Raw genomic sequence first — 13,153 nt, 5'->3', positions numbered from 1 at the left:
CCCGGCGCCGCGATTGCGTTGGTCTTGCTTATTGGACGAAGCCGATGCCGCGCGATTCGCGCACTTCGGGCTTGATCCGGTGCTCGGCATCGAGCTGATCGAGAAACTCGGCGGCCGAAAACTCGACCGCAAGAATATCCGTCTGGCGTTTCACGGCCGCGAAATCGCCCGGACAAAGCTGCGGGAGGCGGGCCAGCCGCCGCGTGATCTCGCTCGTCATGCGGGTCGCGTCGCCGCCCAGCGCCTCGGTGACGAACATGCGCTCGCGCTGCTCGCCGGTCAGCGGCATGAACTTGATCTTGAAGGTGAAGCGGCGCAGCGCCGCCTGGTCGATGCGGTCGAGCAGGTTGGTGGTGCAGACGAAGATGCCGTCGAAGCGCTCCATGCCCTGCAGCATCTCGTTGACCTCGGTCACTTCGTAGGTGCGCTGCGCGCCGCGGCGGTCCTGCAGAAAACTGTCGGCCTCATCGAGCAACAGGATCGCCTTCTCGGCTTCGGCTTCCTTGAACATGGCCGCCATGTTCTGCTCGGTCTCGCCGACGTACTTGCTCATCAGGTCGCTCGCCTGCCGAATGATCAGCGGGCGGCCGATGGTCTTGGCGATGTGTTCGGCCAGCGCGGTCTTGCCGGTGCCGGGCGCGCCGTAGAAGCACAGCGTGCCGTGGCCGCGCGCCTTGAGCGCCTCGACGATGCGTGGGATCTCGAAGCGGGTCTCGACGTTGAGCATGCCGAGGTCGTAGGTGGTCACGCTGCGGCGCGCGCCGAGGGCGTCGGGCGTGCCCAGGGCGAGATCGGCATTGCGCAGCTGCCGCTCGATCAGGCTTTCGACTGACGCGCCTTCGGTCATGGCCAGGCCGGCGAAGCGCACCGCGGTGCGGATCTGCGCCGGCGTCAGGCCCTTGCGGCCGGCCAGCTTGGCGGTGAAGGCCTCGGACACCGAAACGCCTTCGAGCGTCTTGCGAACCAGCTGCTCGCGCGCGCCGGGCGGCGGCGACTTGAGCTCGAGGTGGTAGGCGAAGCGGCGCCGGAAGGCCGGATCGATCTGCTCGATGCGGTTGGTCACCCACAGCGTGGGCACCGCATTCGATTCCAGGATCTGGTTGACCCAGGCCTTGCCGCTCACGCTGCCGCTGGCCGGGGCGGGCACCTGCTCGGCGCGCGCCATGAGCTGGGCGGCCTCGGTGCTGATCGGCGGGAACACGTCTTCGACCTCGTCGAACAAGAGCGCCGCCTGCGCGCTGCCCTTGAGAAAGACCTGTGCGATCTGCAGCGAACGGTAGCGGTCGCGGCCCGACAGCGAGTTGCCGTCGCGATCGGCGTACTCGACCTCGAAAAGCTCGAGCCCCGCCGCCTGCGCGACCACCTTGGCGAGCTCGGTCTTGCCGGTGCCGGGCGGGCCGTAGAGCAGTACGTTGACGCCGGCCTCCTTGCGCGCCACCGCGGCGCACAGCAAGGTGACGAGCATCTGCGCGTCGTCCTGGACGAAGGCGAAGTCCTGCACCGACAGCGCGCTCTTCGCGGACGGTCGCGTGAACACGGCCATCAGCTCGTTGTGGTCGCGGTATTCGCGCATCAGCACCGGCGGCAGCTTCTCGCTGACCTTCATCAGGTCGGCCAGGTCGGTGATGTTGTGCTCGGAGATCAGGTTCTCGACCAGGCCAATGCGCTCGAGCCGCGAGCCCGCGCGCAGCGCTTCGCCCACATCGCTGGCATTGACGCCGGCCACCTCGGCGATCGCGGCGTAGGCCTCGGGCGCGTTGTTGACCTTGAACTCGACCAGCAGTGAGCGCAGGTCGCGCTGGTAGCGCGCCAGCGTGCCGTAGAGCAGCAGCGCGCGCTCGGCCTTGTTGAGCTGCAGCAGGCCGGCGAGCGCGTCGATGTTCTTCTCGACCAGGGTCGACTGCTTGCGCAGCGCATGCGTGAGCCAGTCGCGCGTGACCGAAAGCACCGAGAGCAGGTCCTTCGGCTGGTCCTTGGCGTATTCGTCGAGGTAGAAGAACAGCGTGCCTTCTTCATAAGGGCCGCGCCAGACACCGTGGCGCTCGAGCAGCGTGCGGCCGTCGAAGTTCTCGACGCCCTTCCAGATCTCATTGCCCGCGCAGCGGCGCCCCAGGAACTCGCGCAGGCGCAAGAGCACCGGCGCCGGCCACACCAGGTGCCGGCCGGTGAGCGAAAGAAGGCCGTTGAGGTCGCGCCGCACGTTGAAGCGCGGGCCCTGCTTGGCCGCCAGCGTGAGCACGAAATGCGAGCACATGAGCTCGAGCACGGGCGCTTCCTTGAGCCCGGGCGACGGCAATGCGTGCCCGCGCGAAGCAGCCGCTACCACGTCGACCCCGGAACGCTTGACCATCGAACAACCTCACGCTAGGAGAATGAGAACCTGAGCGCGACCATAGCGCAGAGTTTTGGCTTGGGGAAGACTCGGGAACGGTAAAAACCCTGATGTTGCGAATCCGGCCACAATGCCGCCCATGCTTGGAATCGAAGACATCGAACGCGCCGCCGTGCGCCTGCGCGGGCAAGTGCTCAATACGCCCTGCGTGGAATCGCGCACTCTTTCCGAAATCGTCGGCGCGCAGGTGTTCCTCAAATTCGAGAACCTGCAGTTCACGTCGTCGTTCAAGGAACGCGGCGCCTGCAACAAGCTGGTCGACCTGTCCCTGGCCGGCACCCATGGCGTGATCGCCATGTCGGCCGGCAACCACGCCCAGGGCGTGGCCTATCACGCGCAGCGCCTCGGCCTCCGGGCGCTGATCGTGATGCCGCGCTTCACGCCGGGCGTGAAGATCGAGCGCACGCGCGGCTTCGGCGCCGAGATCGAACTGCACGGCGACACCCTGGACGCGGCGCGCGCCCACGCGCTGGCGCTTGCGGAGCGCGAAGGCCTGGCCTTCGTCCATCCTTACGACGACGAAGCGATCATTGCCGGGCAAGGCACGGTGGCGCTCGAGATGCTCGATGCGGTGCCCGATCTCGACACGCTGGTGGTCTCGGTCGGCGGCGGCGGCCTGATCGCCGGCATGGCGCTGGCGGCGCGGGCGCGCAAGCCGGGGATCGAGATCGTCGGCGTCCAGACCCGGCGCTTTCCGGCGATGGTCAACGCCGTTCAGGGTACGCAGCACGTCCAGGGCACGAGCACCATCGCCGAGGGCATCGCCGTGGGCACGCCCGGCGTGCTGACGCGGGAGATCATCGCCTCCCAGGTCGACGACCTGCTGTTGGTCGACGAGGGCGACATCGAGCAGGCCGTGCTGATGCTGCTCGAAATCGAGAAGACGCTGGTCGAAGGCGCCGGTGCCGCCGGGCTGGCCGCGCTGATCCGGCATCCGGAGCGCTTCAAGGGCAAGCGGGTCGGGCTGGTGCTCTCGGGCGGCAACATCGACCCGCTGCTGCTGGCCGCGATCATTGAGCGCGGCATGGTCCGGGCCGGCCGGCTCGCGCGCGTGCGCGTCAGCGCGCGCGACGTGCCCGGCTCCCTGGCCCAGATCACGGCCACTGTGGCGGAAGCGGGCGCCAACGTCGATGAGGTGCATCACCAGCGCGCCTTCACCATGCTGGCGGCGCAGAACGTCGAGATCGAACTGGTGCTGCAGACCCGCGGGCGCCCCCACCTGTCGGCGGTGCTCGACGCGTTGCGGGATGCCGGTTTCGAAGCGGCCGAGCAGCGCTGAAAGCTCTGGCAAGCCCCTAGATGGCCATCCGCAGGCCAGTCGGTAAAATGGCCTCAGTTTTGCGAACCCAAGGAACAACGATGTCCAACCCAACGCCTGTCGAACCCGGCCAAGACGCCGTCGTCGAGAACGACGCCGTCGAATCAATCGTTCATCTGATGCCCCTTGTCCTACCGGTGGCCGGCGGCGTGCTGATGCTGCTTTTGGCATCCATCGCCGTCTATATGGCCTGACATCCGGCTGCGGCGCCGGCGGACACCGAGCGCCGCCCCGCCCACCGAGGATGCACGAGCCCACCCGGCCGCATCGATCCTCGCCTCCCGAGACGGGAAACGTTTTTTCCAACGGACCTCGCCTGTTCCAGGCACCGAGCCCCGTTCGGAAAGACGATTTTTCAACTTAGGAGACACATTGATGAACGCACCTCTCAAGGGTTTGACCGTACAGGCGCCCTCGTATGTCAGGAATGCGAAGCTGATCGCCTGGGTGGCCGACATGGCCGCGCTGTGCAAACCCGAGGCCATTCACTGGTGCGACGGCAGCACCGAAGAGTACGACCGGCTCTGCCAGCGCCTGGTCGACGCCGGCACCTTCAAGAAGCTCAACCCCGCCAAGCGCCCCAACTCCTTCCTCGCGAGTTCCGATCCGAGCGATGTCGCCCGTGTCGAAGACCGCACCTTCATCTGCTCCGAGAAGAAGGAAGACGCCGGCCCCACCAACAACTGGATGGCGCCGGCGGAAATGCGTGCCACCCTGCAACCGCTGTTCGACGGCTGCATGAAAGGCCGCACGATGTACGTCGTGCCCTTCAGCATGGGACCGCTGGGCTCGCCGATCGCGCACGTCGGCATTGAGCTGTCCGACAGCCCCTACGTGGTGGTCAACATGAAGATCATGACCCGCATGGGCCGTGCCGTGTACGACGTGCTCGGCGCCGATGGCGAATTCGTGCCCTGCGTGCACACGGTGGGCGCGCCGCTCGAGCCCGGTGAGAAGGACGTGGCCTGGCCTTGCAACAAGACCAAGTACATCGTCCACTACCCCGCCACGCGCGAGATCTGGAGCTATGGCTCGGGTTATGGCGGCAACGCGCTCCTGGGCAAGAAGTGCTTCGCGCTGCGCATCGCCTCGAACATGGGCCGCGACGAAGGCTGGCTCGCGGAGCACATGCTGATCCTCGGCGTGACCAACCCCGAGGGCAAGAAGTACCACGTGGCCGCTGCCTTCCCCAGCGCCTGCGGCAAGACCAACTTCGCGATGCTGATCCCGCCGGCCGGCTTCGAAGGCTGGAAGGTCACGACCATCGGCGACGACATCGCCTGGATCAAGCCGGGCGCCGACGGCAAGCTGCACGCGATCAACCCCGAGGCGGGCTATTTCGGCGTCGCGCCCGGCACCAACATCCAGACCAACCCGAACTGCATGGCCAGCCTGGACCGCGACGTGATCTTCACCAACGTGGCGCTGACCGACGACGGTGACGTCTGGTGGGAAGGCATGACCGAGGAAGCCCCGGCGCATGCCATCGACTGGCAGGGCAATGACTGGACGCCGGCCTTCGCGAAGGAGACCGGCGCCAAGGCTGCGCATCCGAACGCCCGCTTCACGGTCGCGGCAATCAACAACCCGGCGCTCGACGACGCCTGGGACGACCCGAAGGGCGTGGCGATCGACGCCTTCATCTTCGGCGGCCGGCGCTCCACCACCGTGCCGCTCGTGACCGAGGCCCGCAACTGGGTCGAAGGCGTCTACATGGCTGCCACGATGGGTTCGGAAACCACCGCCGCGGCCGGCGGCAAACAGGGCGTGGTGCGGCGCGATCCGTTCGCGATGCTGCCCTTCGCCGGCTACAACATGAGCGACTACTTCCAGCACTGGCTGGACCTCGGCAAGAAGCTCGAAGCCCTGGGCGCGCAGCTGCCGAAGATCTACACCACCAACTGGTTCCGCAAGGGCGAGGACGGCAAGTTCGTCTGGCCCGGCTACGGCGAGAACATGCGCGTCCTGAAGTGGATGATCGACCGCATCGAGCACAAGGCCGAGGGCACCGAGCATGTGTTCGGCGTCAGCCCGCGCTACGAGGATCTCAACTGGACCGGCCTGGACTTCAGCGCCGAGCAGTTCGACACCGTCACCCACATCGACAAGGCCGCCTGGCAGGCCGAGCTGAAGCTGCATGCCGAGCTGTTCCAGCAGCTGGCGCACCACCTGCCGAAGGAGCTGTCGGCTACCAAGGCCGCCATCGAGCAGCGCCTGGCAGCCTGATCGCTGCGCTCGCCCAAAAGAAAAAGCCGCCCGAGGGCGGCTTTTTCTCAGGTTAAAGAAGATCAGTAGTACTGGCCGAGGTTCACGCGGCGCATCGCCTGGTAGAGCGTCGGCGTCGCAGCATCGGCGGAGCGCTTGGCGAGCACCGGCTCTTCGACCGTGTCCGCTTCCTGGCGCGAAGCGATCGCCTGCAGGTCGCGAAGAATGCGCGGATCGAGCTTCGCATAGGCCATGAACTGCTCGTCGGCGCGGGCCGCGGCACGGCGGCGAGCTGCGGCGCGCATGGCAGACAGGGCACGGACGGCCAGGCTGCGTGCGGTACCGGCGAAGAACGCGATGGCGGCGAACGCCACGCCCCAGAGCACGAGCCAGGCGACGAGCAGGCCGCCGTCGTTCCAGGTCGACATGAGCTTGTCCGCCACCACGAGCAAGGACGCGACGATGGCGGCCAGCAGCAGCGCTGCCAGGCCGCGGGCACCGTCGAAGCTGCGGCGTGCGACGCGAATGTGGTCGATCACGGCCTCGGCGCGGGCGACGCCCGGGTGAGTGGCCGGTTGGTCTACGTGAACAAAGCTGGTCATGATGAAGTCCCTCCAAAAGGACGAAAGGCCGAAGCCGATGGGGCGATATTAGTAGTTTCCCTAATGTTCCACCACTTTATCTTCGTGATGCCTATCATTCACATGACTGATGGACGTCAACTTCCGTACGCTCGACCTCAACCTGCTCCGCGTCTTCGACGAGGTGATGGCGGAGCGCAACCTCACGCGCGCGGCGCGCAATCTCTCGATCACCCAGCCGGCCGTCAGCAATGCGCTGCGCCGCCTGCGCGAGACGCTCGGCGACGAGCTGGTGCGCCGTTCGGGCAGCGGCGTGGAGCCCACGCCGCGCGCGCTGGCGCTGTGGCCGACCGTGCGCGACGCCCTGCGGCAGCTGCAGCACACGCTGGCGCCGGGCGAATTCGATGCCGGCATTGCCGACACCACCTTCCTGCTGGCCATGGCCGACGCCACGGCCGCCGAACTGATCCCCGGCCTGGTGCAGATCGTCGAAAAGGAAGCGCCCGCCGTCTCGCTGCGCGTGCTGCCGCTGACCACCCGCGATCCCCGGCGCATGCTGGAGAACGAAGAGGTGGACATGGCGATCGGCTACTTCCCGGCCGTGATCGCCAGCCTGGCGGCACGCGGCCAGTCCGATGCCGCGGTGCCTTTCGAGACGCAGCGGCTCTACGTCGGCGAATATGTCTGCGTGATGCGGCGCGGCCATCCGCTGGCGCGGGCGCCCCTGACGCTCGACAGCTTCTGCGCCGCGCGCCACCTGCTGGTGAGCTTCTCCGGCCGACCCTACGGCTTCATTGACCAGACGCTGGGCGCGCTGGGACGGGAGCGGCGCATCGTGGTCACGGTCAACCAGTTCTTCACTGCCGGACGGGTGGTCGCCAACTCGAATCTGCTGACGGTCCTGCCGCGCCACTTCGTCAAGGTCACGGGCATCGACGAGCAGCTGGTCCTGCGCGAACTGCCCTTCCAGCAACCGCTGGTGCACGTCGATGCGATCTGGCACCGGCGGGCGCAGCACGGCCATGCGCACGAATGGCTGCGGCAGGCGCTGCTGCGCTCCGCCGAGGCGGCCTTTGCAGGCTCAGCGGACGACGCTTAGCCAGGCGCTGGCGGCGGCGCGCAGTTCCTGGGCGTGATGGGCGTCGACGCCGGCGCTATGGTCGGCGCTTTCCATCAGCGCGGCGGCCGGGCTGGCGGGGACTTCGATGGTGTCGAAACGGAAGAAACGTGCCACTTGGGCAACAAGGCTGAACATGATGGTGCACGGCCCGAGCCGGCGTTGGAGTGGTGATGGAACCAAGATTAAGGGTTTTCCCCAGTATTTCCAGCCCCTTCTCATGCGCGTTACGCATGAGGATATTCGCCTAGACTGGCGCGCCATGAAGCTTCAGCTGCTCTCGGACCTGCACCTGGAAGTGCATCCCCAGCTCCAGATTGCACCGGCGCCGGGCGCCGATCTGCTGGTTCTTGCGGGCGATATCGGCTCCTATCAGCCCGGATCACGCATCATCGAGCCCGATTTCGGGCTGACCCGCTTCTCGCCTCGCCATGGCTGGCCGATGCCGGTGCTCTACGTTCCGGGCAATCACGAATACGACAACGCCGATTTCGACACGGTTCATGCCCGCCTGCGCGAACTCTGCGAAGCGCTGGACATCCTGTGGCTGGAGCGCGAAAGCCGCGTCATCGAGGGCGTGCGCTTCATCGGCACCACGCTGTGGGCCGACTTCGATGCGCTGGTCGAACCGGCCGACACCATGACCGAGGCGCTCAGGAAACGCGGCAAGGCGATGCGCGCGGCGAACTTCTACCTCGAGAAAGCCGCCACCTTGCGCTCGGGCGAGATCTTCCTGGCAGACGCACTGAGAGAGCACTCACTGACGTGCCAAGCGTGGCTGCGCAACGCACTCGCCCAACCCTTCGACGGCCCCACCGTGGCGATCACGCACTTTGCACCCACGCTGGCGAGCGCCGATCCGCGCTACGGCCTGAGTCCGGGAACGGCAGGTTTCTGCAATTCGCTCGATGAGCTGCTGCCGAGCGCCGACTTCTGGCTGCACGGGCATCTTCACCATGCCTTTGACTACGTGAAGAACGGCTGCCGCGTGGTCGCGAACCCGCTGGGGTACATGGGCAAGGGCGAACAGGAGGGCTTCAGGCCCGATTTGCTGATCGAAGTGCCGCGTCGCTGAAAGAATCTAGGCCGGCAGCACCCCGGCCAGACCGGCCTCGACCGCAAAGCGCGCCTGCGTGTGGAAGCTCGCATCGGACGCCACCGGATACGCGGTCGCGCGGAATTCGCACTGCATCGCCTCGGGCGTGAGCTCCATCAGCGCATAGCCTCGCTCGTCGCCGCGGGCATGCACGACGTCCGGGTTGTCGCGCCGCATGCGCGCCATCGCAGCCTGGCTCGCGCCGCGCGAGCTGATCGAACCGCCCACGAATTCGCTCGCGACCACCGGCGAGCCGGGATCGTTCGGCTGCACGCGCAGATTGGCGGCGACGTAGCGGTGCACGTCGCCGCCCAGCGCCACCACATCCTTGACGCCCGCGTCGGCGACGCCCTGAAACAGGCGCCGGCGCGCTTCGGGATAGCCGTCCCAGCCGTCGGTCCAGGTCTGGCGGCCCTGCGGCGTCTCGAGGCCGGTGGGGCTCATCTGGGTGGATTGGCCGAACAGCTTCCACTGCCGCCTCGAACCGGCCAGGCCCTGCGCGAACCATTGCGACTGCTCGGCGCCGAGCATGGTGCGCGCGGGGTCCGCGAGCTCCGCGCAGCCGATCACCCCACGGCCGGAATCACGGGCCGGATCGGCGCAGGCATGGTGGCTGCGGTACTGGCGGCAGTCCAGCGTCCAGAGCTCGGCCAACCGGCCCCAGGCATAGCGGTCGAGGATGCGCATCGCCGCGCCCTGCGGCGGCAGCGCGAGCGGCATGTGCTCGAAATAGGCCCGGTAGGCCGCGGCGCGGCGGGCCAGGAAAAGTGCGGGCTCGGTATAGGCCGGGTCGCGATCGTCGGCATAGTCGTTGACCACCTCGTGGTCGTCCCAGGTCAGGATCCACGGATGCGCGGCATGCGCCGCCTGCAGGTCCGCATCGCGCTTGTAGAGCGCATGGCGCTCGCGGTAGGCCCCCAGCGTGTGCGGTATGGGCGCGCCGTGCCGGCGCATTTCGGGGGCCGTGCTGCTGCCCTCGTAGATGTAGTCGCCGACGAAGAGCACGAAGTCCAGCTCGCGCCCGGCGATCTCGCGGTGCGCGGCATAGAAGCCATGCTCGTAGTTCTGGCAGGAGGCGAGCGCGAAGCGCAGCCGCCGCACATCCGCATCCGGCGCCGGCGCGGTGCGCGTGCGGCCCACCGGACTTTGCGCGTCGCCGCAGCTGAAGCGATACCAGTAGTCGCGCTGCGGCGCCAGGCCCTGCGCGTGGACGTGCACGCTGAAGGCGCGCGAGGCATCGGTCACGACCTCGCCTTGCATGACCAGGCGTTGCAGCGCGGCGTCGCCGTAGATCTCGTAGCGCACGGTGCAGGCCGGCATGGCATTGCGGGCCGATTCATCTTCGGCATCCGGCATCAGCCGGGTCCAGAGCACGACGCTGTCCGGCCGCGGCTGGCCGCTCGCGACCCCGAGCGTGAAGGGGTTCGAGCGCCAGCGCGGCGCGGCCTGCGCGCAGGCGGCCAGCGGTGCAGCGCAGCCGGCGAGCGCAAGCCACAGGGCGGCACGATTGAGGTCTCGACGGCTGAGATTCATGGCACTCCTTACAACAGCTCTTCGCCCACCAGCGGCAACAACATCCAGTTCTGGAAGCGCAGCCAAAAGTAGCCGCCCGGCTCGTCATCATGGACGATGTCCTTGCCGGCCTCGTCGTACTCGAGCCACTGCACGTGCTGGCCGTCGGGTGCGAGTCGGAGCCGGTACGAGATGTTGGTCCGCGCGCCTGACAGGAGCCGCCTGAAGTCCGCGACCAGCTCGGCGCTGTTGACGACCAAGCCCGTCTCGGTATTGACCGAGGACGAACGGCGGTCCAGGTTCATGGAGCCGATGAAGAGGCGGTTGTCGTCGATCACCGCCAGCTTGGCATGCAGCCGGCTGATCGACTTGCCGAAATCGCCGAAGCGGCCGGACTTTCCGCTGAGCACCGGCCCGATCTCCCGAATGGTCACACCGATCCTGAGCATGTCGGCGCGGTAGCGCGCGTAGCCCGCGTAGACCAGCGGTTCGTCGGTGGCGCCCAGCGAGTTGGTGACGAGCTCGATGCGTCCGCCCCGCGCCATCGCCGTCTTCATCATCGCCATGCCACGCTCGCCGGGAATGAAGTACGGCGACACGATCATCACCCCTTTGCGTGCCGAATTCACCACGCCGAGCGCGCCTTCGTTCACGCTGCCGCGATAGGCTTCTTCGCTGCTCGCGCGCGTGATCTTGGCCGGATCGTCGGCGAACAGTTGCGCGCTGGCCCAGTAAAGGTCGAGCGCGCCCGCCTCGAGCTGCTGGCCGACGGCGCTGCGGTCCAGCACGTCGCGCGGGCGCAGGGGCACATCGGGCGCGGCCGCGCTTGCGAGCTCGTCGAAACGGCGCCGGGCAAGCTCGGGCGGCATCGCGCCCGGCACCACGTTGCCGATCGGCCGCACCTGCTCGCTGTTCCAGTAGCGGTCGAAGGCGTCGGACATCTCGCGCACGATCGGTCCGCAGGACAGCAGGTCCACGTCGATGAAATTCGCAGACGTGCTGCGCATGAAGTATTCGCTCGCGATGTTGCGGCCGCCCGAGACCGCGAAGCTGTTGTCGGCCACCAGCTGCTTGTTGTGCATGCGGTGGTTGATGCGGCCGAATTCATGCAGCGAGAACAGGACCCGCATGACCAGCGACCCACCGCGTGAAGGCAGTGGATTGAACAGCCGCACTTCGACGTTCGGGTGCGCGGCCAGCGCGAGGAGCAGCTCGTCCTGGCCGCCCGTGTAGAGGTCGTCCATCAAGAGGCGCACGCGCACACCGCGCGCGGCCGCGTCGCGCAGCTCGCGCAGGAAGAAGAGGCCCACTTCGTCGTTGTGGATCAGGTAGTACTGCACGTCCAGCGACTTCCGGGCATGGCGGGCCAGAGAGATGCGCGCATCGAAGGCGAAGGGCGCTTCAGGCAGCAGGCGAAAGCCCGAGGAGCCGGACTGCCCAGCCGGGGCAGCGTTTGCAGCGAGCTGCGCCAGGTGCGTATCTGCGACGTCGGTGATCGCGTGCGTCGGCACGCCCGGCACCGGTGCGGGCAGCGTGGCACAGCCGCCGAGCAGCAGGGGAGCGAGAAACATCAGCACGGCGCCGAATTTCGCGAGCTTCGACATGCGCCGCAATGTAACGCTGCACCGCCCCCTATGATCGGCGCGCATTCAACAAGGGATACGCGTGCTCAACGGCCTCTGGCTCGGTTTCTTTCTGACGGCAGCGCTGGCTGCGCTTGTGCGCTGGCTCGTCGGCGGCGACGCCGCGGTGTTCGCCGCCCTGGTCGAAAGCCTGTTCGCGATGGCCAAGCTGTCGGTCGAAGTGATGGTGCTGCTGTTCGGCACGCTCACGCTGTGGCTGGGCTTCCTGCGCATCGCCGAGGCAGCCGGGCTGGTGGCCGGGCTCGCGCGCATGCTGGGGCCGCTGTTCCGGCACCTCATGCCCGAGGTGCCCGCGGGCCACCCGGCGCTGGGCCTCATCACGATGAACTTCGCGGCCAATGCGTTGGGCCTGGACAACGCGGCCACGCCGATCGGCCTGAAGGCGATGCGCGAACTGCAGACGCTCAATCCGAGCGCGACCACCGCAAGCAACGCGCAGATCCTGTTCCTGGTGCTCAACGCCTCCTCGCTGACGCTCTTGCCCGTCACGATATTCATGTACCGCGCGCAGCAGGGCGCGGCCGATCCGACGCTGGTGTTCCTGCCGATCCTGATCGCGACCAGCGCTTCCACGCTGGTCGGGCTGCTCTCGGTGGCCTTCGTGCAGCGCCTCAGGCTGTGGGATCCGGTGGTGCTGGCCTACCTGCTGCCGGGCGCGCTGCTGCTCGGCGGCTTCATGGCGCTGCTGGCAACGCTTTCATCGGCTGCCCTGGCTTCGCTGTCCTCGCTGCTCGGCAACCTCACGCTGTTCGGAATCGTGCTCGCTTTCCTGCTGGCCGGCGCGCTGCGGCGCGTGAAGGTCTACGAGTGTTTCATCGAGGGCGCCAAGGAAGGCTTCGACGTCGCGAAGAACCTGCTGCCCTACCTGGTCGCGATGCTGTGCGCGGTCGGTGTGCTCAGGGCCTCGGGCGCGCTCGACATGGTGCTCGCCGGCATCCGCTGGCTGGTAGGGCTGACGGGCTGGGACGCACGCTTCGTCGATGCGCTGCCCACGGCGCTGGTCAAGCCCTTCTCCGGCAGCGCGGCGCGCGCGATGCTGATCGAGACCATGCAGAGCCAGGGCGTCGACAGCTTCGCGGCACGGGTCGCGGCCACCATCCAGGGCAGCACCGAGACCACCTTCTACGTGCTGGCCGTGTACTTCGGGGCCGTGGGCATCCAGCGCGCGCGGCATGCGGTGGGGTGTGCGCTGCTGGCGGAACTGGCCGGCGTGGTCGGCGCCATCGCCGTCGGCTACTGGTTCTTCGGCTGAAAGCTTGCGACAGCGCCATCCGAGGCGATCGGCCAGA

General features: G+C 67.5%; 11 protein-coding genes. 6 read left to right on the top strand and 5 right to left on the bottom strand.

The window, feature by feature from the left end:
* Positions 1-28: 28 nt before the first annotated feature.
* A complete protein-coding gene (locus ACSQ89_RS01340) occupies positions 29-2,350 on the bottom strand; it encodes an ATP-binding protein (RefSeq protein ID WP_093104391.1) in 2,322 nt (773 codons plus the stop codon).
* Positions 2,351-2,471: 121 nt separating this feature from the next.
* Between ACSQ89_RS01340 and ACSQ89_RS01335 the strand changes: the two genes are divergently transcribed.
* The 3 genes from ACSQ89_RS01335 (at position 2,472) to ACSQ89_RS01325 (ending at position 5,936) form a co-directional block, all read left to right on the top strand.
* On the top strand, positions 2,472-3,671 hold the full coding sequence (locus ACSQ89_RS01335; protein WP_170855539.1) for a threonine ammonia-lyase: 1,200 nt from the start codon (positions 2,472-2,474) through the stop codon (positions 3,669-3,671).
* Positions 3,672-3,751: 80 nt separating this feature from the next.
* Complete coding sequence (locus ACSQ89_RS01330; protein ID WP_170855540.1) at positions 3,752-3,904, top strand: hypothetical protein; 153 nt, start codon at positions 3,752-3,754, stop codon at positions 3,902-3,904.
* A 181-nt stretch (positions 3,905-4,085) separates the two neighbouring features.
* Positions 4,086-5,936, top strand: coding sequence for a phosphoenolpyruvate carboxykinase (GTP) (locus ACSQ89_RS01325; protein ID WP_436292322.1), 1,851 nt, complete (start codon positions 4,086-4,088; stop codon positions 5,934-5,936).
* Positions 5,937-5,998: 62 nt separating this feature from the next.
* Here the strand turns inward: ACSQ89_RS01325 and ACSQ89_RS01320 are convergent, their stop codons facing one another.
* Positions 5,999-6,517 (bottom strand): hypothetical protein, encoded by a 519-nt coding sequence (locus tag ACSQ89_RS01320; protein ID WP_093104395.1) that lies wholly within the window; start codon positions 6,515-6,517, stop codon positions 5,999-6,001.
* Positions 6,518-6,626: 109 nt separating this feature from the next.
* Here ACSQ89_RS01320 and ACSQ89_RS01315 point away from each other — a divergent pair, with 109 nt between their 5' ends.
* Positions 6,627-7,595 (top strand): LysR family transcriptional regulator, encoded by a 969-nt coding sequence (locus ACSQ89_RS01315; protein ID WP_093104397.1) that lies wholly within the window; start codon positions 6,627-6,629, stop codon positions 7,593-7,595.
* On the opposite strand, the gene ACSQ89_RS01310 is transcribed toward ACSQ89_RS01315, so the two are convergent.
* Positions 7,578-7,751 carry a hypothetical protein gene (locus ACSQ89_RS01310; protein ID WP_170855541.1) on the bottom strand — a complete coding sequence of 58 codons (174 nt, stop codon included), beginning with the start codon at positions 7,749-7,751 and terminating at the stop codon, positions 7,578-7,580. The two genes, ACSQ89_RS01315 and ACSQ89_RS01310, sit on opposite strands and share 18 nt — an antisense overlap.
* Before the next feature lie 124 nt (positions 7,752-7,875).
* On the opposite strand from ACSQ89_RS01310, the gene ACSQ89_RS01305 reads away from it, so the two are divergent.
* Positions 7,876-8,688, top strand: a complete 813-nt coding sequence (locus ACSQ89_RS01305) for a metallophosphoesterase (RefSeq protein WP_436292409.1) — start codon at positions 7,876-7,878, stop codon at positions 8,686-8,688.
* Between the two features lie 6 nt (positions 8,689-8,694).
* Here the strand turns inward: ACSQ89_RS01305 and ACSQ89_RS01300 are convergent, their stop codons facing one another.
* Entirely contained in the window at positions 8,695-10,242 is a 1,548-nt protein-coding gene (locus ACSQ89_RS01300) for an alkaline phosphatase D family protein (protein ID WP_436292321.1), read from the bottom strand.
* 8 nt (positions 10,243-10,250) lie between these two features.
* Positions 10,251-11,825, bottom strand: a complete 1,575-nt coding sequence (locus tag ACSQ89_RS01295) for a phospholipase D family protein (protein ID WP_436292320.1) — start codon at positions 11,823-11,825, stop codon at positions 10,251-10,253.
* 61 nt (positions 11,826-11,886) lie between these two features.
* Here ACSQ89_RS01295 and ACSQ89_RS01290 point away from each other — a divergent pair, with 61 nt between their 5' ends.
* Entirely contained in the window at positions 11,887-13,116 is a 1,230-nt protein-coding gene (locus ACSQ89_RS01290) for a nucleoside recognition domain-containing protein (RefSeq protein WP_093104403.1), read from the top strand.
* Positions 13,117-13,153 lie beyond the last annotated feature (37 nt).

The organism is Variovorax sp. LjRoot175, assembly GCF_964253805.1.
GTDB lineage: Bacteria > Pseudomonadota > Gammaproteobacteria > Burkholderiales > Burkholderiaceae_C > Variovorax.
This window is presented reverse-complemented; position numbering and strand designations above follow the sequence as displayed.

What these genes read in the sequence shown, in the direction of transcription:
- ACSQ89_RS01295 (WP_436292320.1), bottom strand. Translation starts at nt 11,825, where the DNA reads ATGTCGAAGCTCGCGAAATTCGGCGCCGTGCTGATGTTTCTCGCTCCC.
- ACSQ89_RS01325 (WP_436292322.1), top strand. Translation starts at nt 4,086, where the DNA reads ATGAACGCACCTCTCAAGGGTTTGACCGTACAGGCGCCCTCGTATGTC.
- ACSQ89_RS01300 (WP_436292321.1), bottom strand. Translation starts at nt 10,242, where the DNA reads ATGAATCTCAGCCGTCGAGACCTCAATCGTGCCGCCCTGTGGCTTGCG.
- ACSQ89_RS01310 (WP_170855541.1), bottom strand. Translation starts at nt 7,751, where the DNA reads ATGTTCAGCCTTGTTGCCCAAGTGGCACGTTTCTTCCGTTTCGACACC.
- ACSQ89_RS01330 (WP_170855540.1), top strand. Translation starts at nt 3,752, where the DNA reads ATGTCCAACCCAACGCCTGTCGAACCCGGCCAAGACGCCGTCGTCGAG.
- ACSQ89_RS01340 (WP_093104391.1), bottom strand. Translation starts at nt 2,350, where the DNA reads ATGGTCAAGCGTTCCGGGGTCGACGTGGTAGCGGCTGCTTCGCGCGGG.
- ACSQ89_RS01305 (WP_436292409.1), top strand. Translation starts at nt 7,876, where the DNA reads ATGAAGCTTCAGCTGCTCTCGGACCTGCACCTGGAAGTGCATCCCCAG.
- ACSQ89_RS01335 (WP_170855539.1), top strand. Translation starts at nt 2,472, where the DNA reads ATGCTTGGAATCGAAGACATCGAACGCGCCGCCGTGCGCCTGCGCGGG.
- ACSQ89_RS01320 (WP_093104395.1), bottom strand. Translation starts at nt 6,517, where the DNA reads ATGACCAGCTTTGTTCACGTAGACCAACCGGCCACTCACCCGGGCGTC.
- ACSQ89_RS01315 (WP_093104397.1), top strand. Translation starts at nt 6,627, where the DNA reads ATGGACGTCAACTTCCGTACGCTCGACCTCAACCTGCTCCGCGTCTTC.